This window comes from Bacillus sp. V5-8f (assembly GCF_002863565.1).
Taxonomy (GTDB): Bacteria; Bacillota; Bacilli; order Bacillales; family DSM-1321; genus Peribacillus.
Map to the genome: position 1 here is coordinate 52549 of NZ_PGUW01000006.1, position 25298 is coordinate 77846.

The 25298-nt window shown below is 42.0% G+C and carries 31 protein-coding genes; 20 read left to right on the forward strand and 11 right to left on the reverse strand.

Going from position 1 to position 25298, the window contains the following annotated elements; genetic code table 11:
- Positions 1–56 precede the first annotated feature (56 nt).
- A complete protein-coding gene (gene yunB / locus CUU64_RS10245) occupies positions 57–815 on the forward strand; it encodes a sporulation protein YunB (protein ID WP_257985479.1) in 759 nt (252 codons plus the stop codon).
- Positions 816–857: 42 nt separating this feature from the next.
- On the opposite strand, the gene CUU64_RS10250 is transcribed toward yunB, so the two are convergent.
- Positions 858–1859: a M23 family metallopeptidase gene (locus tag CUU64_RS10250; RefSeq protein ID WP_101633636.1), complete on the reverse strand. Its 1002-nt coding sequence runs from the start codon at positions 1857–1859 to the stop codon at positions 858–860.
- Between the two features lie 210 nt (positions 1860–2069).
- On the opposite strand from CUU64_RS10250, the gene lipA reads away from it, so the two are divergent.
- A complete protein-coding gene (lipA, locus tag CUU64_RS10255; protein ID WP_101633534.1) occupies positions 2070–2987 on the forward strand; it encodes a lipoyl synthase in 918 nt (305 codons plus the stop codon).
- Between the two features lie 117 nt (positions 2988–3104).
- Here the strand turns inward: lipA and CUU64_RS23115 are convergent, their stop codons facing one another.
- Both CUU64_RS23115 and CUU64_RS22555 read right to left on the reverse strand, forming a co-directional pair.
- Positions 3105–3362 (reverse strand): YhcN/YlaJ family sporulation lipoprotein, encoded by a 258-nt coding sequence (locus tag CUU64_RS23115; protein WP_142383616.1) that lies wholly within the window; start codon positions 3360–3362, stop codon positions 3105–3107.
- Positions 3352–3696: a YhcN/YlaJ family sporulation lipoprotein gene (locus tag CUU64_RS22555; RefSeq protein ID WP_142383614.1), complete on the reverse strand. Its 345-nt coding sequence runs from the start codon at positions 3694–3696 to the stop codon at positions 3352–3354. The genes CUU64_RS23115 and CUU64_RS22555 overlap by 11 nt, the downstream gene beginning before the upstream one ends.
- 87 nt (positions 3697–3783) lie before the next feature.
- On the opposite strand from CUU64_RS22555, the gene CUU64_RS10265 reads away from it, so the two are divergent.
- A complete protein-coding gene (locus tag CUU64_RS10265; protein WP_101633535.1) occupies positions 3784–4089 on the forward strand; it encodes a YutD family protein in 306 nt (101 codons plus the stop codon).
- Between the two features lie 33 nt (positions 4090–4122).
- Here the strand turns inward: CUU64_RS10265 and CUU64_RS10270 are convergent, their stop codons facing one another.
- Positions 4123–4416: a cytosolic protein gene (locus tag CUU64_RS10270; protein ID WP_101633536.1), complete on the reverse strand. Its 294-nt coding sequence runs from the start codon at positions 4414–4416 to the stop codon at positions 4123–4125.
- Between the two features lie 66 nt (positions 4417–4482).
- A complete protein-coding gene (locus CUU64_RS10275; RefSeq protein WP_101633537.1) occupies positions 4483–4749 on the reverse strand; it encodes a DUF3055 domain-containing protein in 267 nt (88 codons plus the stop codon).
- Positions 4750–4970: 221 nt separating this feature from the next.
- Between CUU64_RS10275 and CUU64_RS10280 the strand changes: the two genes are divergently transcribed.
- Positions 4971–5408: a DUF86 domain-containing protein gene (locus CUU64_RS10280; RefSeq protein WP_101633637.1), complete on the forward strand. Its 438-nt coding sequence runs from the start codon at positions 4971–4973 to the stop codon at positions 5406–5408.
- A 45-nt stretch (positions 5409–5453) separates the two neighbouring features.
- Positions 5454–6221, forward strand: a complete 768-nt coding sequence (locus CUU64_RS10285) for a TIGR01457 family HAD-type hydrolase (protein ID WP_101633538.1) — start codon at positions 5454–5456, stop codon at positions 6219–6221.
- Positions 6222–6292: 71 nt separating this feature from the next.
- On the opposite strand, the gene CUU64_RS10290 is transcribed toward CUU64_RS10285, so the two are convergent.
- Positions 6293–6790 carry a phosphatidylglycerophosphatase A family protein gene (locus CUU64_RS10290; protein ID WP_101633539.1) on the reverse strand — a complete coding sequence of 166 codons (498 nt, stop codon included), beginning with the start codon at positions 6788–6790 and terminating at the stop codon, positions 6293–6295.
- Between the two features lie 193 nt (positions 6791–6983).
- Here CUU64_RS10290 and yutH point away from each other — a divergent pair, with 193 nt between their 5' ends.
- From yutH to thrB, 6 genes are all read left to right on the forward strand, one after another.
- Positions 6984–7985, forward strand: a complete 1002-nt coding sequence (gene yutH / locus CUU64_RS10295) for a spore coat putative kinase YutH (RefSeq protein WP_101633540.1) — start codon at positions 6984–6986, stop codon at positions 7983–7985.
- Between the two features lie 129 nt (positions 7986–8114).
- A complete protein-coding gene (locus tag CUU64_RS10300; RefSeq protein WP_101633541.1) occupies positions 8115–9104 on the forward strand; it encodes a 2-hydroxyacid dehydrogenase in 990 nt (329 codons plus the stop codon).
- Positions 9105–9133: 29 nt separating this feature from the next.
- Positions 9134–10051 (forward strand): SH3 domain-containing protein, encoded by a 918-nt coding sequence (locus tag CUU64_RS22560; RefSeq protein WP_257985480.1) that lies wholly within the window; start codon positions 9134–9136, stop codon positions 10049–10051.
- A gap of 204 nt (positions 10052–10255) precedes the next feature.
- A complete protein-coding gene (locus tag CUU64_RS10310; RefSeq protein WP_101633542.1) occupies positions 10256–11554 on the forward strand; it encodes a homoserine dehydrogenase in 1299 nt (432 codons plus the stop codon).
- On the forward strand, positions 11551–12612 hold the full coding sequence (gene thrC / locus CUU64_RS10315; RefSeq protein ID WP_101633543.1) for a threonine synthase: 1062 nt from the start codon (positions 11551–11553) through the stop codon (positions 12610–12612). Before CUU64_RS10310 ends, thrC begins: the two co-directional genes overlap by 4 nt.
- Positions 12612–13547, forward strand: coding sequence for a homoserine kinase (thrB, locus tag CUU64_RS10320; RefSeq protein WP_101633639.1), 936 nt, complete (start codon positions 12612–12614; stop codon positions 13545–13547). The genes thrC and thrB overlap by 1 nt, the downstream gene beginning before the upstream one ends.
- 86 nt (positions 13548–13633) lie before the next feature.
- Here the strand turns inward: thrB and CUU64_RS10325 are convergent, their stop codons facing one another.
- Positions 13634–13870 (reverse strand): NifU family protein, encoded by a 237-nt coding sequence (locus CUU64_RS10325; protein WP_101633544.1) that lies wholly within the window; start codon positions 13868–13870, stop codon positions 13634–13636.
- A 192-nt stretch (positions 13871–14062) separates the two neighbouring features.
- Between CUU64_RS10325 and CUU64_RS10330 the strand changes: the two genes are divergently transcribed.
- The 4 genes from CUU64_RS10330 to CUU64_RS10345 all read left to right on the forward strand — a co-directional run bounded on the left by CUU64_RS10330 (position 14063) and on the right by CUU64_RS10345 (position 16801).
- Complete coding sequence (locus CUU64_RS10330; protein WP_101633545.1) at positions 14063–14401, forward strand: YuzD family protein; 339 nt, start codon at positions 14063–14065, stop codon at positions 14399–14401.
- Positions 14402–15056: 655 nt separating this feature from the next.
- Positions 15057–15281, forward strand: a complete 225-nt coding sequence (locus tag CUU64_RS10335) for a spore coat protein (RefSeq protein ID WP_101633546.1) — start codon at positions 15057–15059, stop codon at positions 15279–15281.
- Complete coding sequence (locus tag CUU64_RS10340) at positions 15278–15646, forward strand: spore coat protein (RefSeq protein WP_101633547.1); 369 nt, start codon at positions 15278–15280, stop codon at positions 15644–15646. The genes CUU64_RS10335 and CUU64_RS10340 overlap by 4 nt, the downstream gene beginning before the upstream one ends.
- Positions 15647–15664: 18 nt before the next feature.
- On the forward strand, positions 15665–16801 hold the full coding sequence (locus CUU64_RS10345) for a zinc-dependent alcohol dehydrogenase (protein ID WP_101633548.1): 1137 nt from the start codon (positions 15665–15667) through the stop codon (positions 16799–16801).
- Between the two features lie 182 nt (positions 16802–16983).
- On the opposite strand, the gene CUU64_RS10350 is transcribed toward CUU64_RS10345, so the two are convergent.
- On the reverse strand, positions 16984–18051 hold the full coding sequence (locus CUU64_RS10350; RefSeq protein ID WP_101633549.1) for an NAD(P)/FAD-dependent oxidoreductase: 1068 nt from the start codon (positions 18049–18051) through the stop codon (positions 16984–16986).
- Between the two features lie 306 nt (positions 18052–18357).
- Here CUU64_RS10350 and CUU64_RS10355 point away from each other — a divergent pair, with 306 nt between their 5' ends.
- Entirely contained in the window at positions 18358–18594 is a 237-nt protein-coding gene (locus CUU64_RS10355; RefSeq protein WP_101633550.1) for a YuzB family protein, read from the forward strand.
- Between the two features lie 77 nt (positions 18595–18671).
- On the opposite strand, the gene CUU64_RS10360 is transcribed toward CUU64_RS10355, so the two are convergent.
- Positions 18672–19373 carry a DUF2225 domain-containing protein gene (locus CUU64_RS10360; RefSeq protein ID WP_101633551.1) on the reverse strand — a complete coding sequence of 234 codons (702 nt, stop codon included), beginning with the start codon at positions 19371–19373 and terminating at the stop codon, positions 18672–18674.
- Positions 19374–19638: 265 nt separating this feature from the next.
- On the opposite strand from CUU64_RS10360, the gene CUU64_RS10365 reads away from it, so the two are divergent.
- Positions 19639–20001 carry a HesB/IscA family protein gene (locus tag CUU64_RS10365; protein ID WP_101633552.1) on the forward strand — a complete coding sequence of 121 codons (363 nt, stop codon included), beginning with the start codon at positions 19639–19641 and terminating at the stop codon, positions 19999–20001.
- Positions 20002–20399: 398 nt separating this feature from the next.
- On the opposite strand, the gene CUU64_RS10370 is transcribed toward CUU64_RS10365, so the two are convergent.
- On the reverse strand, positions 20400–21395 hold the full coding sequence (locus tag CUU64_RS10370; RefSeq protein WP_101633553.1) for an NAD(P)/FAD-dependent oxidoreductase: 996 nt from the start codon (positions 21393–21395) through the stop codon (positions 20400–20402).
- 483 nt (positions 21396–21878) lie between these two features.
- Between CUU64_RS10370 and CUU64_RS10375 the strand changes: the two genes are divergently transcribed.
- From CUU64_RS10375 to CUU64_RS10385, 3 genes are all read left to right on the forward strand, one after another.
- Positions 21879–23096 (forward strand): NAD(P)/FAD-dependent oxidoreductase, encoded by a 1218-nt coding sequence (locus CUU64_RS10375; protein ID WP_101633554.1) that lies wholly within the window; start codon positions 21879–21881, stop codon positions 23094–23096.
- 183 nt (positions 23097–23279) lie between these two features.
- Entirely contained in the window at positions 23280–23603 is a 324-nt protein-coding gene (locus tag CUU64_RS10380) for a YuiB family protein (protein ID WP_101633555.1), read from the forward strand.
- Positions 23604–23752: 149 nt separating this feature from the next.
- Entirely contained in the window at positions 23753–24442 is a 690-nt protein-coding gene (locus CUU64_RS10385) for a 3D domain-containing protein (protein WP_101633556.1), read from the forward strand.
- A gap of 49 nt (positions 24443–24491) precedes the next feature.
- Here CUU64_RS10385 and CUU64_RS10390 read toward each other — a convergent pair whose 3' ends face one another.
- Positions 24492–25295: a cobalamin-binding protein gene (locus CUU64_RS10390; protein WP_101633557.1), complete on the reverse strand. Its 804-nt coding sequence runs from the start codon at positions 25293–25295 to the stop codon at positions 24492–24494.
- Between the last annotated feature and the right edge of the window lie 3 nt (positions 25296–25298).

Consider the following 25298-nt stretch of genomic DNA (forward strand, 5'->3'; position numbering starts at 1 on the left):
TCAGACATGATGGTCTCCCGAGCAAGCATACACATAGCTTGTAAGGGGGGATTTTTTTGGCTTTCAGACGTAAAAAGAAAGGCCCTTTACCGCGTCGTTATGTGTTTCTACTATCAATTGTGTTCTTTATCTTTTCTACAGCGGGCGGGATTTTCTTCATCAATAAAGGGATAGAGCCGGCATTAATGAGTTATGCCGAAGCCCAATCAAGAAAGATAGCTGTTCTTGTTATTAATAAGGCGATTAATAAAAAAATTGTAGATGCTACAGATACGAGTGCATTAATTCAGGAGATACCAACAAGGGAAAGCAACGGACGGCCCTCTCTTGGTTGGAACACGGCATTGATCAACCGTATTCAGGGTGAAACACAAAATTTAATCCTTATGAATTTAAAAGAAGCAGAAAAGGGGAATTTTTCCGGGTTAGAATCGCTGACGGATATAGATGTAGAAATGGATGAAAATGCGGCATCTTCAGGCTTGGTCTTCCATGTTCCACTAGGGCAGGCAACAAACATTGCCTTGCTGGGTAATGTCGGGCCAAAGATACCGGTGAAATTTCAGGCATTGGGAGATGCAAAGGCCATGGTGAAATGGAAAACGGTACCTTCTGGAATTAACAATACAACGGTTGATTTCCATATCCATGTGGTAGTTAATATCCAGGTGATCCTTCCTATTGCAACCAAGGTAACTACCGTGGAGCACAACATTCCTCTTGGTGGGGCATTAATACCGGGAGATGTGCCGCAGTATTATAACAACGGAGCAAATTCTACTCCGGCCATTGAGCTTCCGAAAAGCAAAAAATAAGGAGGAATTGTGTAGAAGGGGGGCAAACCCCTTCTATACAATTTACCGATTTGCATGATTTGCTTGTCTTCTCTTGGCTAAATCTTTTCGTTCCCACACCCGTAAATGGGGGGTAGGGTCAAAGCTCCATTCTATGAAGCCGTTATCTTTATACATTCCATAATGTAAATGAGGAGGGAATTTGCCCGAGGTTCCGGGTGGACCGTATCCTGTACTGCCCACACCGCCAATTACCATACCGGGCTCAACAATCTGCCCAACTTTCAGGCCGCCTTTAAACCCGCTAAGATGGGCAAAATAATGGTACGTATTGTTGATATCACGGATACCGACTCTCCAGCCACCGTATTTATTCCATCCTTTCATTTCAATGATTCCATAGCATGTGGATCTGACCGGCAAGCCGTAATCAGCAAAAATATCTGTGCCCTCGTGGATGCGTCTTCCACCCCAGCCTCTGCCTGCACCCCATGTACTTCGGTAGCTGTAATGTGTACGTACCGGGACAGGGAAGGCCTTTTCCTGGAGGTCAATGCGGCCATACTTTTTAAATAGCACGGCATTTCCCATGATGATTCCGACCGCTTTATCCCGTTTATAATATTTCCATAAGGCAATCCGGAAATTATCTTCATCAGCCCCGTAAGCTAAGATATGGTTGGCCACTGAGTAAAGGACATCTTCATCATTATTTACATCTGCTTTGCCGTCACCGTTCCCATCCTGTCCAATTCCTTCGAAGAAGCTGATAGATAGAGGATTATTGTCGCTTTTGTTTGGATTCATGATTCCGCTCCATAATTCGGGCGGGACATAAATTCCAATAGCGCCTTTGGCTTTTTCTAAATCTCTTCGGGAGTTTCTGAGGCTATGTTCATACTGGTCGATGGCAGCCATATAATACCAAGGAATTTGCATGGCTGTTTCTATATTTTTATACAAGATCATCCTTTTGGCTAAACGAGCTTCTTCCGTCATTTCCGGTTGGCCATTTACGGCGGCTGCTGCGATTTGGCAGGATCCGCATATTAAAAAGAATATCATTAATGAGAGGATCCATTTTAATAACACGTGAGGTCCTCCTTTCTTGCGTATTGTGATGGAATTAGTTTGCTAAGATAGAGACAAAATAATGAAATTAAATAATGGTAATAAGCCCTGAAACTTGTCTGGATATAATTTATTATGATAAAGTGACTACAGAAACCGAATACATACCTGAGTTTAAAATACAGAAATGGAGTGACTGCTTCCATGAGTACAAAAGAAGAGCATGTTCGGAAACCGGAATGGTTAAAAATAAAATTAAATACTAATGAAAATTATACTGGTTTAAAAAAAATGATGCGCGAGCAGAATTTACATACTGTATGTGAGGAAGCAAAATGCCCAAACATTCACGAATGCTGGGCTGTGAGAAGAACAGCCACTTTCATGATTCTTGGTGATATTTGTACGCGTGCATGCCGTTTTTGTGCCGTCAAGACAGGCCTTCCAACTGAATTAGACTTGGCAGAGCCGGAACGCGTAGCTGACTCTGTATTTGCAATGAATCTGAAACATGCGGTTATTACAGCGGTAGCCCGAGATGACTTAAAGGATGGCGGAAGTGGAGTCTTTGCTGAAACAGTCAGGGCCATTCGCAGGAAAAATCCTTTCACTACCATTGAAGTGCTTCCATCTGATATGGGTGGAGTATACGAAAACCTGAAAACGCTTATGGATGCAAAGCCGGATATTCTCAACCATAACATCGAGACCGTAAGGCGATTGTCGGACCGGGTGCGTGCTAGAGCAAAATACAACCGTTCATTGGAGTTATTATTGCGTGCAAAAGAAATGTATCCTGAAATTCCCACAAAATCGAGCTTAATGATCGGCCTAGGGGAAACAAAGGAAGAAATCATCGAAACCATGGAAGATCTGCGTACCCATAAGGTTGATATTATGACAATTGGCCAGTATCTACAGCCCACTAAAAAACATTTGAAAGTACAGAAATATTACAGCCCTGAGGAATTCGCAGAGCTGAAAGAGATTGCGCTTTCAAAAGGATTCAGCCACTGCGAGGCTGGACCTCTGGTACGTTCTTCTTATCATGCTGACGAGCAGGTAAATGCAGCTGCAAAGCAATTGCACCATCAAGGGGAAAAAGTTCTGGAAGCCAATTAACCGGAAACTAGGTGAAGTCAAAAAAGTGCCGATTTACGGCACTTTCTTTTTGTCTTAGTATTCATTTATTATGGTGCACCCGCTCGAAGGGCTTGTGCTCCATAACTAACATCCGAGTTACCTTTGACTTTCATTTTGGAAACTGTCTTCCTGGTTTCCCTGAGGGGATTTTTGCATTTGCTTTATTGTTTTATCAAGGGCATATTCGATGTCGCGGCTGCGAGTGTCAAGGGTGGCATAATTTTCAATGTTTTGTCTCAACGCCATATTGTCGCTGACATATACGTGATAATACCGTGGTACGGTGGACAAGGCTGTTCGTTTTACCTGTTCTGCAGTGTAATTTCGGTTTTTAGAGTCTGTATCATATACAATTAAAAACTTCTTCGTCTGTTACAAGAGTGGAAACATCATTTACATCCGGGATTTGCTGACTCAGTCGTGAAATGATGTCGGCCAACTGCTCTCGGTCAATGCTTGGAGTAATGTCTGTATTGTCATTTTCGCCTGTCGTATTATTTACCCTGGTAAAGCCAAAATCATCTCTATCCTGTTCGCTGCGATCATCCTCATTATAATACTGCGTAGAAACATTCATCCTGGGGTTGGTGTTATTATTCAATCCGCTGCCCCGATCCTTGCCGTCCGCACCACACCCGCTTAGAACCACTAAAGAAGCAACTGCTAGTGTCAATAATGATTTTTGCAATATATTACACCCCCATTATCTATGATGAACCAATAATAAAAATTTCCGGCTTAGAAATTCATGGGGAATGAGTTATAATTTAAGATAATGGCTATTGCATGTTGTGAGGTGAAAACATTGATAAACATTAATAATATTTCCTATGAACTATCAAAGGATTACAGGGACGGCTTTAAAGAAGATGCATTTCGTGCGCGGTACAGTGAGATATTAACGAAATACGATTATATAGTTGGTGATTGGGGATATGGCCAGCTAAGGCTGCGGGGTTTTTTTGACGACAATAACCAAAAAGCTACCTTTGATACAAAAATAAGCACGTTAAGTGAGTATTTGTATGAATACTGTAATTTTGGGTGTCCTTATTTTGTTGTGAAAAAGGTAAAAAAATAATCAAGAGCCGGTGGTTTCCGGCCCTTGGTTGTCTTAGCTTTGATTATCCGTCTGCGTATAGGGCGGCTGCTCATCAGAGGCGGGATCGTCGTGTACAGGATGTGCCCCGACGTATATTCGTGGCGTATTTTCATGCAGGGATTTATTTTCATAATTAAAAGCACTATATTGCCTCTGTCCTTTTCTCCAAGTCCCGCTTTTATTTTCCACCGGCTGGGTTTCTCCTCTAGGAGCACCATAAGGCCCCTCCGGAAACTCTTCCGGAATTAAATAATTCCTCTGTTTTTCCACATTCCCAAAATCGTTATAATGTTCTTTCCCTTCCATTGGTATCACCCTTTTGTTTGAACGGTGAGAGCGTCCTTTTTTAAAGGGTACCCGGTCGCAGTAAAATTACACTACTTCATACAAAAAAGACCGTAGTTCATCCGCTTCCTCGTCTGAAAGCTGAAAGGCATACTCGATGTATCCTTCCTCTTCCAGATCATCATGGCCAATGATGGCAAAACGATTGCTCTGCATATCGAGTACCAGCTTTTTTCCGTAAAATCGGTCAGTAGCAACTACTGCCAAATCGAACCGTGATTTTTCTCCCATAAAACTTACAAAACGTGTTTTTGAATCGACGATATCATTATATAAAAAAAAACGTTCTTCCAACTTAATTCCCCTCTCCTTTAATCCCTGAATTAACGTATCACCTGTTCTAATCATAACAAAAAAGAGAAAACGGAGGAAAAAGAATTCAACATGGGCGTCATTGAGAATGTAGGGGAAACTATGTTATGATCGAATTATATTGTGTTTTAACATATGTGATGACACGGGAAAATAAATTCAGTTATTTTAAAATGGCGTCAAACAGAAAGGATCTGGGGACCATGTATTTTGTAGACCGACAAAGGATAGAACATATTCTACTTTTTCTTGAAAAGCAAATTAGCCTCTTTGAAAGCACAACTACTTGGGATACAGACATCGCCAAGGCAGCTTTGGAGAGAATCATCCAGACTTCCATCGACTCGGTTCTTGATGTAGGAAATGCGATGATCGACGGTTTTATTATGCGCGATCCCGGAAGCTTTGAGGATATTGTAGATATTTTGCTTGATGAAAGAGTAATTGATGTTCATGCAGCAGGCGGGTTTAAGAAGGCCCTGGCACTAAGAAAAATGCTCGTACAGGAATATGCAGACCTTTCACACGAAGATTTGCTGAATATTTACACTGAAAACTTGAAAGCCCTTAAGGCATATCCAGATTCGGTACGTACTTACATAACAAATGAATTAGGTCCGGTTTCAGCCTTTAAAAACTGAACCGGCGCCAGCAAATGAATAAAAGCAGTATTAGGAGTGAACAAAATGAAACAGTATAAAGGTTATTTAATCGATTTAGACGGCACCATGTACCGTGGAACGGAAAAAATTCAGGAAGCCGGCGACTTTGTACACGAGTTGAAAAAGAGGGGAATTCCGTACCTGTTTGTAACGAACAATTCCTCAAGAACACCGGGGCAGGTTGCTCAAAAGCTCCGGGACTTTGATATCCCGACCGAGGATGAACAGGTATTTACGACGAGCATGGCGACTGCCAACTTTATTGCGGAACGCAAGCAAAACGCGTCTGTTTATGTGATTGGCGAAGAAGGGATCATCCAAGCCCTTGAGGAAAAGGGGATGGCCTTGAATGATGAAAACCCTGATTTTGTAGTGATGGGAATTGACCGTAGCGTGAATTATGAGAAATTTGCAAAGGCATGCCTTGCAGTCCGTAACGGTGCCACTTTCATTTCAACGAATGGCGATATTGCACTGCCGACTGAACGGGGACTGCTTCCCGGAAATGGATCATTGACTTCGGTTGTCGCAGTTTCGACAAAGGTCCAGCCGATTTTTATAGGGAAACCGGAATCAATTATCGTTGAACAAGCACTGAAAGTCCTGGGAGTGCCGAAAGAAGACACAATCATGGTTGGTGATAATTATGATACGGACATCCTCGCTGGTATAAATGCAGGTATGGATACGCTGTTGGTACATACCGGGGTAACCACAAGAGAACATCTTCAAAACTATAATGAACAGCCAACCTACACAATCGATTCCTTAGATGAATGGAAGTTTGAATAAGAAGAAAAGACCTTTTCCGCAGGCCATTTTAGCTGCGGGAATGGTCTTTTTTTGAAAATCCACGAGTAGATTTATTCTGCATTTTTAACTCGGTGTGCTAGCCTGCTAGAAGCAGCTGCCGCAATTGCTCCTACGATATCATCCAAAAATGTATGCACCATCCCGGTACTTTTGTCGTTTAAATATTTAAGGATTCCGGGTTTTTGTTTATCAATGTATCCATAATTTGTGAATCCGATGGAACCATAGACGTTCACGATTGAAAAGGCCAGGATTTCATCGACTCCGTACAATCCTTCATCCACTTGGATTATGGTTTGCAAGGGCTCTTCTAGCATCCTTTTTTCTGCCAGCATATCAAGTTGTATACCAGTTATGATTGCGTTTTGTACCTCACGTTTGGATAATACCCTCTCAACATTATGGATACAGTCTTCCATCTTCAGGTCATCATGGTAGTTCCTTTGTAAATACATCACTAAATCTGCAATATCCTGTACGGTTACTCCTCTTTCCCCTAACCATTTCCTGGCTGTCTGTTCGGTTGGATTTACGTTTTTTTCTTCCATATGATCACCTTTCTTAATATTTCTATGGTTTTAAGTCTATACCCTATAATGGTCCTGAGCGAACAAACCATGGTAATGAAATGTTTATTCAAAGGACCAATATTTATTCAGATGTTGACGCTGCCATCATATATATAGGTCATAGAGTATCCAATTAGAAGTACTTTACACGTTGTGAAAGCAGGTGCTTTTTATGATTGAAGATATCATTAATGAAAATTATGGGATTCATGTAGAGAGGGAAGAAACTGTAGGGCGCTACCCTTCCTTTCTTTCGGGGAATGTATTATATACTATTATTCCGCTGGAAAAATTGGAACAGGAAGAATTGGTAGAACGGCTAAATATGTCTGAGCACCTGAAACAACAAGGGGATCGTTATGTTTCTGATTTTGTGCTCGCAAAGCATCAGAGCTATATTTCTGAAGCGGATGGGCAACCGTTCCTGCTGCTTGCGAATACAGTGCTTGCGAAAGGAAGAGATCAAGGTCTTGGGCGAAAGCTGGCAAAATTTCATGCACGTGCCAGATCTATCACTCAGCCCATTAAAAAATGCTCGAGGATTGGAAATTGGAAAACTCTCTGGGAACAAAGAGTCGACCAACTTGAAAAGATTTGGGGAGAGAAACTTCAATCTCAACCGACCAATGAATTTGAGAAGCAGTTTGTAGAGACGTTCCCTTATTATCTGGCCCTTGGAGAAAGCGCCATCCAATACGTGGTGGACACTGAAATTGATGAAACCCCTGAGGCCATTGATGCGGGTACTGTATGCTACGAACGATTTACGAAAGACACGTGGACCGGAAAATATTGCATCAAAAATCCTTTTGATTGGATTTTTGACCATTCAAGCAGGGATATGGCCGAGTGGTCAAGGCATAATTATTTCAATAACCTTCAAACATACCAGCCTGCACTGCAGCAATTCTTCAGCGATTATCAAACACTCAACCCGCTTAGCGCCTTTTCAGCGAGACTTCTCTATGCCCGGCTCATTTTTCCAATCCACTATTACGAAACGATAGAGGAATATTATAGCGCACCATCCGAGGCTCGTTCCCATCAACTTGAAGACCAACTGATGCTCTTTACCGAAAGAAGTGTCCATTATGAAGAATTCTTGCGGCACTTTTATGAAATGGTACGCTTGCCGGTAAAGCAAATGAAATTGCCTTTATTGACTTGGCTTTAGAAAATTCACGGCGTTTATTATGTAAAGATTAATACTTTTTTATCAATTTTATTTCCTTCATTCAATCCCGGAAATTCCTATGTTATGATAAAAATATCTTTTATGGAATACATAGGAAGGAGGAAAAGAATGGCGAAAAAGTATGTGTATATTACAAGAAAACTTGCTCCCGAAACTATAGAGAAGCTAAGGGAACAGTTTGAGGTCAAGATGTGGGATTCTGAAGACCAACCTGTTCCCAGAGAGATTCTTCTTGAGGAAGCAAAGAGTGCGGACGCACTTTTGACAATGCTGACAGATCGGGTTGACACGGAACTTCTTTCGAAGGCTGAGAACCTAAGCGTAGTCGCCAATATGGCCGTCGGATTTGACAATGTCGATATAGATGCCGCTTCTGAAAGAGGGATAGCCGTATGCAATACGCCAGATGTATTAACCGACACGACAGCTGATTTAACCTTTGGGCTATTAATTGCAACGGCCCGCCGCTTAGTGGAATCCTCGGAAGCGGTGAAAAACGGGGAATGGAAAAGCTGGAGCCCATTTTTCTTTGCTGGACACGATATCCACCATAAAACGATTGGCATAGCGGGCATGGGCAAGATCGGAGAAGCCGTTGCCAAACGTGCTGCCGGCTTTGACATGGAAATCCTCTATCATAACAGATCAAGAAAACCTGAAGCAGAAAGCAGGATTGGGGCGGTATATTGTGACTTCGAAGAGCTGCTGGAGCGATCCGATTTTGTCGTCTCTCTTATCCCATTGTCTAATGAAACACACCGGCTTTTTAATGCGGAAGCGTTCAAGAGAATGAAAGAATCAGGCATCTTTATCAATGCCTCACGAGGTGCTGTCGTTGATGAGCAGGCATTATATAACGCATTGGTTAACAAGGATATCGCGGGCGCCGGCCTCGATGTGTTCGAAAAGGAACCAATCAGCGCCAATCACCCGCTACTAACCTTAAAAAATGTCGTGGCGTTGCCTCACATTGGGAGTTCTAGCGCAGAAACGAGACTGGCCATGATGAATCTTTGCGCCAAAAATATAACCCTTATATTGAACGGGCAAAAGCCGCAAACACTAATAAATAAAACTTGGATATCCCAACATTCATAGAATCAACGCATGCATAGGAGAGGAAAACTTTGAAGAAACTGACAGGAATAGTGGCAATATTGTTTTTACTGCTTACAAGCAGTATCTATAACAATGCTGAGGCAGCAACCTCCCAGCCGTCAAGTTGCCCAAAAAATAACTTTCAGGTTGTTCTGAAACAAAATACGGATGTTAAACAATCGCCTGCCCCCAAGTCGAAAACAGTGGGGTCAATCCCTAAAAACATTAAATACCCTGTAATATCACGTACAGGCGGCTGGTACAAGATCTGCTATTCTAACAAAACAGCCTATATCCCAGCAACAAATGCGAAGGAAGTATATAGTGCACAAGAGGAGCAGCTGCTTAGCAAATTTAAAAACCGGCCACAAGTAAAACAAGTGCTTTCGGCTACAAATACAAAGATAACAGATATCAAAGTTACGATTAGAGCTTACGAATATAATTATGGTGAATGGAGACGGGCTCTGCAACCAATGGCAGGTGTTATAGGCAAGAAGGGGTTTGCGGTGAGCAAAGCGGAAGGGGACGGCAAGTCACCGATGGGAATTTATTCATTTGGAACTGCGTTTGGCACCGCGTCAAAACCAGCAGGGATGTCCTGGCCATATAGAAAATCCACAAAAAATGATTATTGGATTGATGCACCTTCCTCGAAATATTACAATAAATGGTTTACATCAACAAGCAAGCCTTCAGTAAGCCATGAAATAATGTATCAGCCTTTATATAAATATGCTGCTGTGATTAATTACAACACCAGCCCTATTGTTAAAGGAAAAGGCAGTGCCATTTTCCTGCATATCTGGCGGAGTTCAAGCAGCCCGACAGCTGGATGCGTTGCAACACAGGAAAAGAATGTCGTCAGCATTTTAAAATGGCTGAACCAGAAAAGCAATCCACAGATTGTGATGGGGACTACTGATTATGTGAAAAATATAAAGTGATAAAAACCATGCTTTTCCTGAACAGGAGGAGCATTTTATTTTGAAATCACAAAAATATTATTTATTGCTATACCAAGTGTTTAAACGTTTTCATTGTCGTTCTTTTCTGTTCTGACTATTGCAAAAAAACGAAATAAAACCTATAATGTCTACTATGAAAATACAAGTGTTTCTGTAGAGAAAACAAAAACAAGGGGGATCGATATGAAAGCTATCTCAATCGGATTATTAGGGTTAGGTACTGTTGGATCGGGAGTAGTGAAGATCATTGAGAGTCATCAAGATAAATTAATGCACCAAATCGGCTGCCCTGTATCAATAAAGAAAATATTAGTGAAGAATGTATCGAAGGCGCGTCAGGTGCCTGTAAACGAGAGCCTGCTTACGGAGCGCCCAGAAGATATTGTCGAGGATCCGGAAATCGATGTCGTGATCGAAGTGATGGGTGGTATTAAAGAAACCCGTGGTCTTCTTTTAAAAGCACTGCAAAATAAAAAGCACATTGTCACAGCGAATAAAGATTTGATGGCTTTATATGGTCCTGAATTGCTATCAGCAGCAATGGAAAACGGATGCGACTTATTTTACGAAGCAAGCGTAGCCGGCGGGATTCCTATTTTAAGAGGGCTGGTGGATGGCTTAGCATCAGACCGGATCACAAAAATGATGGGAATCGTGAATGGCACAACCAATTTTATTCTTACCAAAATGAGCAAAAATGGCAGTGCGTATGATGATGTGTTGAAACAGGCACAGGACTTGGGGTATGCGGAAGCTGATCCGACCTCGGATGTCAGCGGAATGGATGCGGCCCGGAAAATGGCGATCCTAGCCACACTCGGTTTTTCGATGACGATCGATTTAGACGATGTAAAGGTGCAGGGAATAACAGAAATAAGCAAGGATGACCTGGAATACAGCAAGAAGCTTGGTTATACCATGAAATTGATTGGCATTGCTTCACTTGACGGAGAAAGGGTTGAAGTAAGCGTCCAGCCCACGCTGCTTCCCGAAACTCATCCGCTGGCGTCTGTTAACGATGAATATAATGCAGTGTATGTATATGGGGAAGCAGTGGGTGAGACAATGTTCTATGGGCCAGGCGCTGGAAGCCTGCCGACCGCTACAGCTGTCGTTTCAGATTTAGTTGGTGTCATAAAGAATATGAGACTAGGTGTAAATGGAAGAAGCATTGTGACGCCGCAATATCCCAAATCCCTCAAAGCTCCTGAGGACATTTATGCTAAATTCTTTGTCCGTTTGCATGTCAATGATGAAGTGGGTGTGCTCGCGAATATTACGTCCATATTCTCTGAGTATGGTGTGAGCTTTGATAAAATCCTTCAGCTTCCGTTAAAACAGAAGGAATCATCAGAAATTGTCCTGGTAACCCACCGGGCGTCGCTATTTAACTTTGAAAATATAATGCAGGAACTAAATGATAATCCAAAAGTTAAGGAAATCAAAAGCACATATAGGGTAGAAGGAGAGGAAGCAATTTGAGCTGGAAAGGGCTTATACAAGAATATGCATCATTTCTGCCGCTAACAGAAAAAACACCTAAGCTGACACTTTTAGAAGGGAATACACCGCTTATCCACTGTGAACGGTTGTCCCAGGAATTCGGTGTAGAGCTTTATGTGAAGTATGAAGGAGCAAACCCGACAGGCTCGTTCAAGGACCGTGGTATGGTAATGGCAGTAGCAAAAGCTGTTGAAGAAGGAAGCGACGCGATTATATGTGCGTCAACCGGTAACACATCCGCTGCGGCAGCCGCCTATGCCGCACGAGCGGGCTTGCGATGCATCGTTGTCATTCCAGAAGGGAAGATCGCAATGGGAAAGCTTGCCCAAGCAGTCATGTATGGTGCCGAGATCATTTCCATTGAAGGCAATTTCGATGATGCCCTCCAGATTGTACGAAACATTAGCGAAAAGTCACCTATCACTCTTGTAAATTCTGTTAACCCATACAGGATTGAAGGCCAGAAAACATCAGCTTTCGAGATTTGCGATGCGCTTGGGACTGCTCCAGACGTTCTAGTACTGCCCGTTGGAAATGCTGGAAATATTACTGCCTATTGGAAAGGCTTTAAGGAGTACAACGAAAAGAAAGAATCAGGGCTGCCCGAGATGAGAGGATTTGAAGCGGAAGGTGCAGCAGCAATCGTGCATAACCATGTCTTCGAGAGCCCGGAAACCATTGCTACAGCAATACGTATAGGCAATCCAGCGAGCTGGAGGTTTGCCGTCGAAGCAGCAGAGGAATCAAATGGCAAAATAGATGAAGTTTCAGATGAGGAAATATTGGCGGCATACCGTAAGCTTGCCAGCACAGAAGGAATTTTTGCTGAACCGGCTTCTTGTGCTTCCATCGCCGGCTTACAAAAACAGCTCCAGAGCGGAGAGATCAAAAAAGGAAGCAAGGTTGTCGCAGTATTGACCGGAAATGGCCTAAAGGACCCGACAACTGCAGTGGAGACAAGCGTTATTAAGCCCGTTCTGCTTCCAATGGATGAAAAAGTGATCCTTGAACACTTACAGGGTGTGATGCAGCCATGATAAAAGAAGCCGAAATGTATTCGATAACTGTACCTGCTAGCACTGCGAATTTGGGGCCGGGATTTGACTCTATTGGCCTCGCACTTGGACTTTATTTAAAATTAGATGTTCACCTATCGGATGAGTGGGAGGTTATTCCTCTTTCGGCGGAGCTTGCTGTTTTTCCTTCCAATGAAGAAAACTATATCATATCAATTGCAAAAAAAGTTGCGTCCCAATATGGTAAGGAGCTTCACCCATGCCGTATCTATATATCAAGTGAAATTCCTTTAACGAGGGGCTTGGGCAGTAGTGCCTCTGCCATCGTGGCCGGAATTGAACTGGCTGATCTGATGGGAGGGCTTCAATTAACGAAGGAAGAAAAGAACCGCCATGCATCAGTGTTCGAAGGTCATCCTGACAATGCAGGAGCCTCTGTATTTGGGGGACTGGTAGTGGGAAGGCATACTCAAGATAAAACTGACTTGCTGTCCTTTCCGCTTGCTGATGTGAAAGTGGTCGCTGTCATCCCGAATTATGAACTTCTAACGGAGGACTCGAGAAATGTCCTGCCGGAAGATCTTCCGCTTTCTGATGCCGTACAAGCCAGCGCTGTTTCCAATGTACTGCTTGCGGCGCTGCTTACCCAGCAATGGAACCTTGCCGGGGAAATGATGAAAAATGACAAGTTCCATCAGCCTTTCAGGTCTCACCTCGTGCCGCACTTGAAAGAGGCAGAAAAGATAGCATGCAAGGCTGGGGCATTTGGCACTGCATTGAGCGGGGCAGGGCCGACTATAGTTTGCTTTACGCTATGTGAGAACGCAGCAAAAGTAAAGGAACGCCTCACTGAAGCCTTCCCTGAATTTCTCATTAAAGAAATTGAGATTGATAATCATGGAAGCAAGGTAGAGAAGCTAGAACAATTAAAAACTAGTCCGATAAATAAGCTGTAACCTTTATAAAAAACAAAAAAGCTGATCCAGTGAAGCAACCTTTATAAGGGGCTTACCATGATCAGCTTTATTTTTATGGGTTAAAATTAAAATACTTGTTCCACTTCTACTACGCCAGGTACTTCTTCAAGAAGGGCACGTTCAATACCGGCCTTAAGCGTAATTGTAGAGCTTGGGCAGCTTCCACAAGCACCAAGCAGGCGAAGCTTAACGATTCCTTCATCCACATCTACAAGTTCGCAGTCTCCGCCGTCACGAAGTAGGAACGGACGAAGCTTATCCAGTACCTCTTGAACTTCCTCAAACATTGCCTGTTCAGACATTGCAATCGACTCCTTTCTTATCTAATATTATAAAGCCAGAACCGAAAAAAATCCAACTCAAACTTTATAATAATTTTAATTTCTTTCACTCGCATTTATCATCAGTTACAATAATATGTAGAAAATATATTGAATAGCCGTGGCTGAAGCTGTATTATCATTGCCATCAGAGTAAAAACTTGGAGGGGAACCATGGAGAGAAAAGAGATTGAAATACAAGTATACGGAGCCGAACAAATATGTGCAAGCTGTGTAAATCTACCTTCTTCAAAACAAACTTCTGAGTGGCTTGAAGCGGCCCTTTCCCGTAAATTCCCGGGACAGCCTTTTACAGTTGCATATATTGATATATTCAATACCCATGAAGATCAGATGAAGCAAGACTTTTCCAAAAGAGTCATTGATGAAGACCTTTTCTATCCTGTTGTCGTTATAGAAGGTGAAATCGTCGGAGAAGGAAATCCCCAGCTTAAAACAATTGTAAAGGAAATGGAGAAATTCGGGTACAGGGAGTTTAAGGACGGAAAGTAAAAGGGTCGCCCATTACGCAGTATTAATTTGAGCACAAAATCCCTCTATCGGGCAGAGTTCTAAATGTTTGTTTCGTAGGAAAAACAGTTTTCACATCATTCAAAAAACACCTAAGGTGCGGGATTAGAACATTCCCTCTTTATTCCTCTTATAATCGAGAAGATTTATTTACAAGATAAAAGTGCGAATGACTATCCAAATGAGAGTGGGAGTGATGAAGGATGCCAAATGGAAAGGGAACACATAGTTACGCGAATCCAGAAAATTTTGACCCTAGAAGAGTAAAGAAAGAAAGACCGAGTAAAGATTCAAAAGAAACCTGGAACACAACTGAAAAATAGAAAACACCAGTTGTTTGGCTTCCGGAAAATATATGGGATGTATAAAACTAACCATTCGACGGTATATTATTATCACCTTTCATCCCTTGAAAGGTAACGGCTGAACCTCACAGAAGAATCTGTGGGGTTTTTTTGTTAAATCACCCTATAGGACTCAAATCAGGCAGAACATTTTGAGTAGCTTTTAACAATTCTTTTTATATTGTTATACAAAGTCATGTAATGTAAATTAATTTAGCCAAAATATTAATCACATAACGGATAAATTGTCCGGCAATACTACTTTTGAGATAACACTGGAGGTGAAATTATAAATGGAACAGACAGGACTAGCCTACCATGAAACAATGGAACTCCATGAAATGCTTAATTTCAAAACCACTTGCATTATCAAGTCAAAAATGATGTCAGGCGTGGTTTTCGATCAAGATTTGAAAGCGTTTATGGTCAGAGATGTAGAACAATCGATGAAAGCAGTTGAACAATTACAAAAAATTTATAAAATCCCAAATCCAGTGAATGAAGGTGATATTCAATGATCAATGATTATATGGAGGTTGAAAATGCTGAAGGCATGCCCGAGATGGCAGATTCAGCTTTGGCATTAGAATTTTTACTCAGCGTTAAAACTGGGGTTAGGAACGCAGCATATGCTTTGACAGAATCCAGGACTCCGGAAGTAAGGGCTGCCTTCAGGGAGCATTTGGAGGAAGGACTCGCATTGCATGAAGAGGTGTCCAATTTCATGATGAAGAAGGGTTGGCTGCATCCCTATAACGTAAATGACCAATATCAATTGGATCTTAAATCCGCTAAAGGAGCCATGATGATCGGTAAGTTGGATTTATTCCCTGGTGACACTTCCCGTATGGGCATGATGGCCCAAATTGATGATGACGAATAATAGGAGGAATGAGATACAATGAAGGCAGTTACGTTTCAAGGGATTAAGGACGTTAGGGTCAAGGACGTTCCCGATCCAAAAATAAAGAAAAATGACGATATAATTGTAAAGATCACTACCTCGGCCATTTGTGGATCCGATTTACATTTAATACACGGGATGATTCCAAACTTTCCGGAGGATTATATCATTGGCCATGAACCGATGGGAATTGTGGAAGAAGTGGGCTCCGATGTGACGAAACTTAAAAAAGGAGACCGGGTTATCATTCCGTTTAACGTTGCATGCGGTGAATGTTTTTATTGTAAAAATCACTTGGAAAGCCAATGTGATAACTCCAACGATAATGGTGAAATGGGCGGATTTTTTGGTTACTCAGACCTCACGGGAGGGTATCCGGGAGGGCAAGCGGAATACCTTCGCGTTCCATACGCAAATTTCACTTCATTTAAAATTCCCGAAGATAGTGAAGTAAAAGATGAAAGTCTGGTTCTACTTGCAGACGCTGCATCAACTGCATATTGGACAGTCGATAACGCCGGTGTAAAAGATGGTGATACGGTCGTTATACTTGGGTGCGGACCGGTAGGACTTCTCGCTCAAAAATTTGCTTGGTTAAAAGGAGCCAAAAGGGTTATTGCGGTAGATTATATCGATTATCGTTTAGAACATGCCAAAAGGACTAATAAAGTAGAAATCGTAAACCTCGACCAACACAAAAACACAGGGGAATACTTAAAAGAAATAACCAAAGGCGGGGCAGATGTTGTTATCGACGCTGTAGGTATGGATGGAAAAATGACCCCGATGGAATATCTTGAATCTGGTTTGAAACTACAAGGCGGAACCATGAGTGCCGTTGTTATTGCCAGCCAGGCAGTTCGTAAAGGCGGTACGATTCAAATTACCGGTGTATATGGCGGCAGGTATAATGGATTCCCACTTGGTGATATTTTTGAACGAAACGTAAATATCAGGTCTGGACAGGCTCCGGTCATTCACTATATGCCGCATATCTACGATTTGGTTTCTTCAGGCAAGGTTGATATCGGCGATGTAGTTACACATGTACTTCCTTTGAATCAAGCGGAAAAAGGATATGAACTTTTTGATACGAGGCAGGATAACTGCATTAAGGTTGTTTTAAAGCCTTAGCAAGGAAATCACGGAAAATATATATTGAGATTGAACTGCATCCCAATTGTTAGATATAAATAATAGTTGGAGGTGCAGTTTTTGCTGTGGTAACGATGGAGGACTTTCAAGAAGAAGTACTGAATCATTCTTGTATCCTCGACAACTCCTTTTTGGAGTCATCGAGGGCTGGAAATTAATTATTATCCATTATGATGCTTATACATCCAAAGGATACCGGATTTTAGTAATCGGGCTACCCTGCCTGTGATTGCGCGGTCCGCCACGAGTCCAAATCCGTGCTTTTTCCCTAGTGATCCTAGTATGCCTTTTAATTTAATAGTTGGAAAGCTCTCAGGCAGCGGTTCATTCGCCCATTTTTTCAAAAGGACTGTCACGATTTGCTCAGCCTGTCCTTCAGCCAGCTGGGCACTCGGTGCATGCGGCAGGCCTGCGCAGTCTCCTACAACAAATACACTGTCATCACTTGGAAGAAAGTGCTGCGGCGTCAGGATTGCACGGCCGTGTTTGTCCTTCTCTATATCCAGATTCCTGACGATTTTATTCGCCTGGATGCCGGCAGTCCATACAATGACATCACTAGCTATCGGTTCACCATGGTTATACAACACTCTTTCTTGTACTTCCGTTATGTTCGAGTTAGATATAATTTCTACATGGTGTTCTTGAAACCATGATTCTACATATGTACTTAATCGTTTTGGGTAGGCTGATAATATATGGTCGCCACGATCAAATAACTTAATTCTTAAATCAGGGCGGCTTTCAATCAATTCACTTGCTAGCTCAACACCGCTCAAACCGGCACCGACAATGGATACGGTTGCCCCTGCCCCCAAATTATTCAGGGCCTGGTAAGTACGACGGGATTTATCAATTGTCTGAATGCTATAAGTAAATGTTTCAGCACCAGGAACATTATGATAATTATCTTCACATCCAAGGCCGATCACTAAATCATCATAGGGAACGGCTTCGTTGTCCTTAAGCAACACTTGTTTTTCAGCTAGGTTAATAGAAGTAATTTCCCCATAGACAGTTTTTAGGCGAGGATGGTCCGGAAAAGTCACGCGAATGTGCTGATCGGAAATAGTACCGGCAGCCAAAGCATAGTACTCTGTTTTCAAACAGTGGTAAGGATTGCGATCCACCAAAGTAATGGTCACATCGTCAGGCAAATGTTCGGGCAGCAATTCGTGAAGGATTTTCATTCCTCCATAGCCGCCACCAAGTATGACTAAGTTCTTCATGTGAATTTCCCCTTTGTTTTCTGCTGGATGACTTTTTACATTCTTCACTTACCCCATAATCCAACATACAATCTCCCGGAGGAAAGGCAATCCATTCTGTTTACTATCAGGATTTGTTAATACCCATGACTTGTATGTTGAGCGATAAATATCGGCGTATTCATTTAAATGCCATAAAAAGTATAACGAAATTGTGACAAAACCACAATAAGTATATCAAATGAAAAGCGTTTTCCAAAGCCGGATCCGTTGACGGTTTGTCGAAAAAAGGGTAGGATATTCTGTTGATGATAGGAGAGTGAAAGCATGAACCCAATCATAGAATTTTGTATAAGCAATCTTGCCAGCGGGGGGCAGTTAGCTCTTGAAATATTGGAGAGGGATCCTAATTTCGACATCATCGAATACGGCTGCCTTGGTTATTGCGGGAAGTGTGCGGCTAGTTTATACGCGCTTGTAAATGGGGAAGTTGTCACAGGTGAAACCCCAGAACAGCTTGTTGAAAATATATACCAATATCTCGAAGAAAACCCAATGTTTTAATGGGGAGATATTTGGCTTTCTTTAAAAGGCTGCCTATAATTGGCAGCCTTTTAAGTTCTAATTTGAAGTTACTTTCATTAATTGGTCGCTTCGGAAAGTTTTTTTGTATCTCGTATTTCCTGCCAGCGTTCCTTCGCCATGTCGATCAGTTTTGTTTCCACCGTCTGTTTTTGTTTTTCAATCACCAGTGAAAAATATTTCATAGCCGCGGGGATATCGCCGATACGGGTAGACAGTTCACCTGCTAAATATAAGAGGCGGACTTCAGAAACCTGAGTGCCTTTGAAATCGTCTGTTGAATAGGATTCCATGTATTCGTGGCGGGCTAGTTTTAGGAATCTTTGTTCCTGTTCATGTTCTCCCTTTTCCCGGTATAACCAAGCGATACGCAGGAAGATGCCAGCTATGCTGATATGCTTTTCCTTTTTCAGTGTCGCACAGTACCCTGCGAGCTTGTAGGCATTTATGGCATCATCTGCCGTTCTTTCTCCGCTGTAATCCGTAGCGATCCATTTTGATGCCACTCTTTCCTGTATCAGCTGCCTCGTACCGGGGGCAAAATATTTGGTAAAATCATCAGAAAACGAGAAACCGCAGCTGGGGCACACAGAAATATTATAATAAAGAGCATTCGCTTGATTATTGGCGTAATTAGGCCGGAAATCGCTATCATAGTTGGTGACTTTAATAAATCTTGAACGGATTTTTTTTGTTGTAAATTTATGATTGCAGTATAAACACTGAACATTACGGTCGAATGCCGGCTGTAGTTCTTCCAATTCTATCACCCTTTGTGTTAATTAATATAATTGATTCTTTATTCCTGGTTAAAAATACCTATAACATTATTATAACGCTTCGTGTTGTGGGTTAACAGAATATAATCGCCGCTATAACATTATGAACTGGAAAGTTGAGCAAAGTCATTTTTTTAGTATATACTAGCAGTAGTAAATATTTTTAAGTCTAGTCTAGGCTAAACCTTTTGAGTGTTTTTTCTATCGAACAAACTTTCTCAAACAATACTTTAGGGAGGGTGTCCATATGAGTGAAGTAGTAAACTTAACAGAAGCAGCAGCTTTTCAAATAAAAGAAATGATGAAACATAACGATGAGGAAGGTTCCTTTTTAAGGGTCGCGGTAAAAGGTGGAGGATGCAGCGGTCTTTCCTATGGAATGGGCTTTGAACAAGAAGCAGGCGAGCAGGACCAGAAGCTTGAACAGTTCGGCATCCATATTCTTGTGGATAAACAGGATGTCCCGATTTTGAATGGGCTAAAAATAGATTACAAACAATCGATGATGGGCGGCGGCTTCACGATTGACAATCCTAATGCCATTGCTTCCTGCGGTTGCGGTTCCTCCTTTAGAACTGCAGTTAATGCCGGTACTCCGGAGAATTGTTAATCTAAAAGAACAGGGCATCCTGCTGAAACCAGGATGCCTTTTTTGTTTACGTTGCTAAACAATACAAAGCTTCCTTAATCGATACATGGATGTTAAACATAGAATTACGCGTTGATTCGTTGGAAACTGACTCACAGGCCGGTTGCTGCATCGCCCATTGTGGTTGCACCTATGCTGTTTTTTCACTTATCCTAAGGAATGATTTGCTTGAGTCTAATCATCTGTCATAAGTCCGGACTACGTGTTAACAAGATTTTCGTTTGCGTCATGTACTGCTCGAAATTAGTAGTGCAGATCCTTAACATCTGGTGTTGTACCCCTTCGTTTTTTATAAAACAAAAACACCTGAAAGAAAGCGGAGGCTGTCGTTCAGGTGTTACGAACTGAGTCGGCTAGAATTAAGAAAACATGGAAGAGCTGTGCATAGGCTGGACCCTTGCTTTAGGATCGATATACTGCTTTGCGTTATTTACGGCTGTCGGCGCTTCACCAAAACCGGTCGCAATTAGCTTAGCCTTTCCTTCATACGTGCAGATATCGCCTGCAGCATAAACGCCCGCTATGTTTGTTTCCATTTTTGTGTTTACGACGATAGAGTTCTTTTGGATTTCAAGTCCCCAATCTTTAATTGGACCTAGGGAGGAAACAAAGCCATAGTTGACGATAACGGCGTCAACATCAATTACTTCTTTTTCGCCGCCGTTTACTCCTTCTAAAACGACCTGTGTTACTTCATTGTCATCGCCAATGAGTTCAGCAGGCACATATGGGGTTTTGATTTCCACCTTTGAATTTTTTAAATTTTCGACGCTATGTTCATGGGCACGGAACTTATCCCGACGGTGCACAATGGTTACTTTCTCAGCAATCGGCTCAAGCATCAGAGCCCAGTCTACGGCTGAATCTCCTCCACCAAAGACAATGACCCGTTTACCAGCGAATTGATTGAGGTCATCAATGAAATAATGCAGGTTTTTCCCTTCATATTGTGAAGCATTCTCAAGTTCCATTCTCCGCGGCTGGAAAGCACCGTTGCCTGCAGTGATAATGATGGTCTTAGAGTAATGAATTTCTTTGTCAGTCGTAAGTTTAAATATCCCATCTTCCTGTTTTTCCAGTTTTTCAACAGCTTGTTCAAGGACGATGGTTTGTTCAAACTTGGCCATTTGCTCCTTTAGGTTGTTCACAAGTTCTTGTGCCCGCACCTTTGGAAACCCGGCAACATCATAAATATATTTCTCAGGATAGAGAGCAGAAAGCTGTCCGCCAAGCTGAGGGAGGCTTTCAATAATTTTCACGGATGCCTGTCTCATGCCACCATAGAAAGCTGTGAATAATCCTGTAGGGCCGCCGCCAATTATGGTAATATCGTATACTTTTTCGTTCTCCTTCAATCTAAACCCTCCCATTGAGTGTGAAGTCATAATTTATATTTTAGCACAAATTGAATGGTTCATAGTGAAAAGGTGCACAACATGATTAGATGGTAATATTTTTCCCGTCGCCCTTCTTCTTTATTAGATAAACCGCGGTTTGCTAGAAGCCGATGCAATAGTTGTTATCACGGCACAGCTAAGTTGTTATGCCTCGCATGATCATTGCCGCAATAATTAACGGCCTTAGAAAGGTATGGTAATAACGGGATAACTAAGAAAAATAAGAATTCTGCTTGAAAAACGTGATAAAAAAGCATAATATTTACTTAGATATTATTTTGTTAAGATTTTATGACTTTTTATGTGTATTTTTTTGAACTCATTCGTGAAGTAATTCACAAACTTCGATGAATGCTTTTTATAATGAAGTTGGCCTAAATGTGAAACGATAGAATTATGGAAAGCGCAGCGCAAGAAAACATTGTAAAGGTGGAAATGACTGTGAGAAAGCCAAAAATCGTAATACTCGGAGCGGGTTACGGCGGTCTTATGACTGTAACCCGTTTGCAAAAATCTTTAGGAGCAAACGAAGCCGACATCGTATTAGTTAATAAAAATGATTACCATTATGAAACAACGTGGCTGCATGAAGCATCTGCAGGTACCCTGGCACCTGACCGGGTCCGTTATGAAGTTCGCAGCGTACTTGATAAAAATAAGGTTCAGTTCGTTCAAGATACAGTTGTTGACATTAAGACTGCTGAAAAGAAAGTGAAGCTTGAAAAAGGCGAAATAGAATATGATTACCTGGTGATCGCGTTAGGCGCCGAATCAGAAACATTTGGCATCCAAGGTTTGAAAGAGCATGCGTTTTCCATCTCTAATCTAAACTCTGCACGTCAGATTCGTGAACACATTGAATATCAATTTGCCACGTATAATACGGAAGCCGAAAAGAAGGATGAGCGTTTGACTATCGTTGTCGGAGGTGCTGGTTTCACAGGGATTGAATTCCTTGGGGAATTAGCAAATCGCATTCCTGAGCTTTGCAAAGAACATGATGTAGACTTCCACAAAGTCCGTGTTATATGTGTAGAGGCGGCTCCAACGGTTCTTCCAGGCTTCGATCCGGAGCTTGTGCAATATGCCGTAGCACACCTTGAGAAGAAAGGTGTTGAATTCAAAATCGGCACTGCAATCAAGGGCTGCACACCAGAAGGAATCATCGTTGCAAAAGGAGAGGACGAAGTGGAAGAAATTAAAGCTTCCACAGTCGTTTGGGCTGCGGGTGTCCGCGGTAGCTCACTCATCGAAGCATCAGGAATTGAAGCGATGCGCGGTCGCGTAAAAGTCAATCCGGATCTTCGTGCTCCGGGCCATGATAATATCTTCATAGTCGGCGATTGCTCTTTAATCATCAATGATGAAATCAATCGCCCATATCCGCCAACTGCGCAAATTGCCATGCAACAGGGCGTAATATGCGCCAAGAACCTTACTGCCCTCGTACGTAATCAAGAGAACCTTGATTCGTTCACACCTGATATTAAAGGTACTGTATGTTCGCTTGGCGAGGATGATGCTATTGGTGTAGCATTTGGAAAGAAAATGACTGGAAAAACAGCATCCTTCATGAAGAAAATGATCGACAATCGTGCTCTCTACATGATTGGCGGCCCGTCAATGGTAATAAAAAAAGGAAAATTCAATATTCTGTAATTTGGAGCTTTCAAACTGCCAGGACAGTAGTCTTGACAGTTTTTTCTTTATTTATGTTCTTTTCAAATCTTTTTATTCAATTAATGCAGATAGCCATTAATTGAAAACGGATACGAATCCTTTATTGACGATCCCCTCCTTCATTAAGTACACTAAGAGTGACAGAGGAGGGGCTTGCCTGCCATGCAGATGTCTATACCTATTTTAATCATTTCGGTGGTTTTATTTTTCATTTTATTTTTTGGAATTGGGTTTTTATTGAATATGCTGTTTCGTTCTTCATGGATTATGGTAATATTATTTCCGTTAATTGCTATTTCCATTGTAAATGACGAGAAATTAATAGAGTATTTTAGAAATCCGGGAGATTCATTAATGAATCTTGGTGAAAGACTTGGTAGCCTTCATACGGCCGATATTGTCATTTTATCAAGCGGGCTTGCTGGTGCATTTTTGGCTGGAATCGCTATAAATTTACTTCGCAAAAAAGGGTACAGGATGTTTTAAACAAGCAGGCGGACACATGATGTGTGCCTGTTTTTTTATGCAATCCAGATTCCCCCTTTTAGTAAGAAAATATTTTACTCCTCCATAAGAATACGATTCTGCTTTTTGGGAAAGAAATATTCTATGTGAGAGGAGTGGACATCCGTTAAATGAAAAGGATAAAAAACCTATGTAAAAGGGTTGCTATTATCTTGTTGTTTATACTCGCACTATACACCACGTTTGTGCATATTACCGGCGTGGAGGCAAACGGGCATTTTGGCCAGAATGAATGGTATGGACAACATCAAGAATCAGGCAAAGTATACAAGAGCCCGTTACTCGGAGGAAAAACGTTTAGAGCGGCAACAGGGACGAAAACAATGGTTTCTGCAAGATTGACCGCAGCACCAAAGACCATCGAGGAAACGATAGATTTTACCCAATATCCGAGACAGAAGGTAGTCGCCACAGGTTACACAGCAGGGTATGAATCGACAGGGAAAACACCGGGTAGCCCTTCTTACGGGATTACGTTTTCCGGAGTAAAAGTCAAACGAGATTTATACTCAACTATAGCTGCTGATTTGGAAGTATTTCCATTAGGGACTATCCTTTTTATACCGGGATACGGCTATGGGGTGGTTGCTGATAAGGGCGGTGCTATTAATGGAAATGAATTGGATCTTTATTTTGATACTGTGGACGAGGTTTATGATCATTGGGGCAAAAAAACATTGGATGTATACATAGTGAAACAAGGCATCGGCAAGCTATCCCAAGAAGAATTGACTTCTTTAAACGAAACAAAAGAATTGCAGGTGTTCCGCCAGCAATTTACCGGAAAGGTGAAAAAGTAAAATATAGTGAGGCAAATCCTTGCTTGATTTCGAGCAAGGATTTTTTAAGTTATAAAGATATATTCGTTTCAATATTTTTATATTCTTCCGGATGGAGGGTTCTGGCCAGTTTGACCAAGCCCTCGATTAGGCGGGGAGAAGGTCGGCAATACAAGGGTTCTTCGAGCACCAGGATGTTATCCTTTTTTACCGCATCCAATTCCTCCCAGCCCTTTCTCTTCTTTACTAAATCTGGCTTTATTTTTTCTTCAGGAACACCGACCCACGCCAGGCATATAAAGTCAGGATTACGTTTAATGATTTCCTGGGGCGGTATCTGTACGCTTGCAAGTTCAATATCTTCCAAGATGTTATAAGCACCGGCAAGACTGCTGATTTCCGTAAGCCAGTTGATGCCTCCCGGACTGAAAAGGGGATTGGGCCACCATTCCCAATAAAGGGACGGTTTATTGCGGATTGTGGCTGACACAGACCTGAACCTTTCAATGGTTTGCAGAAATTCAGCGCCTTTTTGTTCGGCACGGGCTGTTTCTCCCACAGCCCTGCCTATCGTTTTTATATCGTTTGCAATATCCAACAGTGACTGCGGATTAAGCACGATATGGGGAATCTTTCTGTTTTTCAGTTCAGTGATGTTCTTCTCCATCCCGGGAACGCTTAAAGAGGCGAGAACTAAATCAGGCTGTAATTCTTGAACCAAATCCATATTGATGGATAGGTCGGGCCCGACTTTAGGCAAAGCAGTGACCGACTGGGGCCAATCGGAATAATCATCAACGGCAATTAGAGAGTCTTGAATTCCAAGGTAAGCGCAAAGCTCCGTATTGCTGGGGCAAATAGAAATGATCTTCACAGA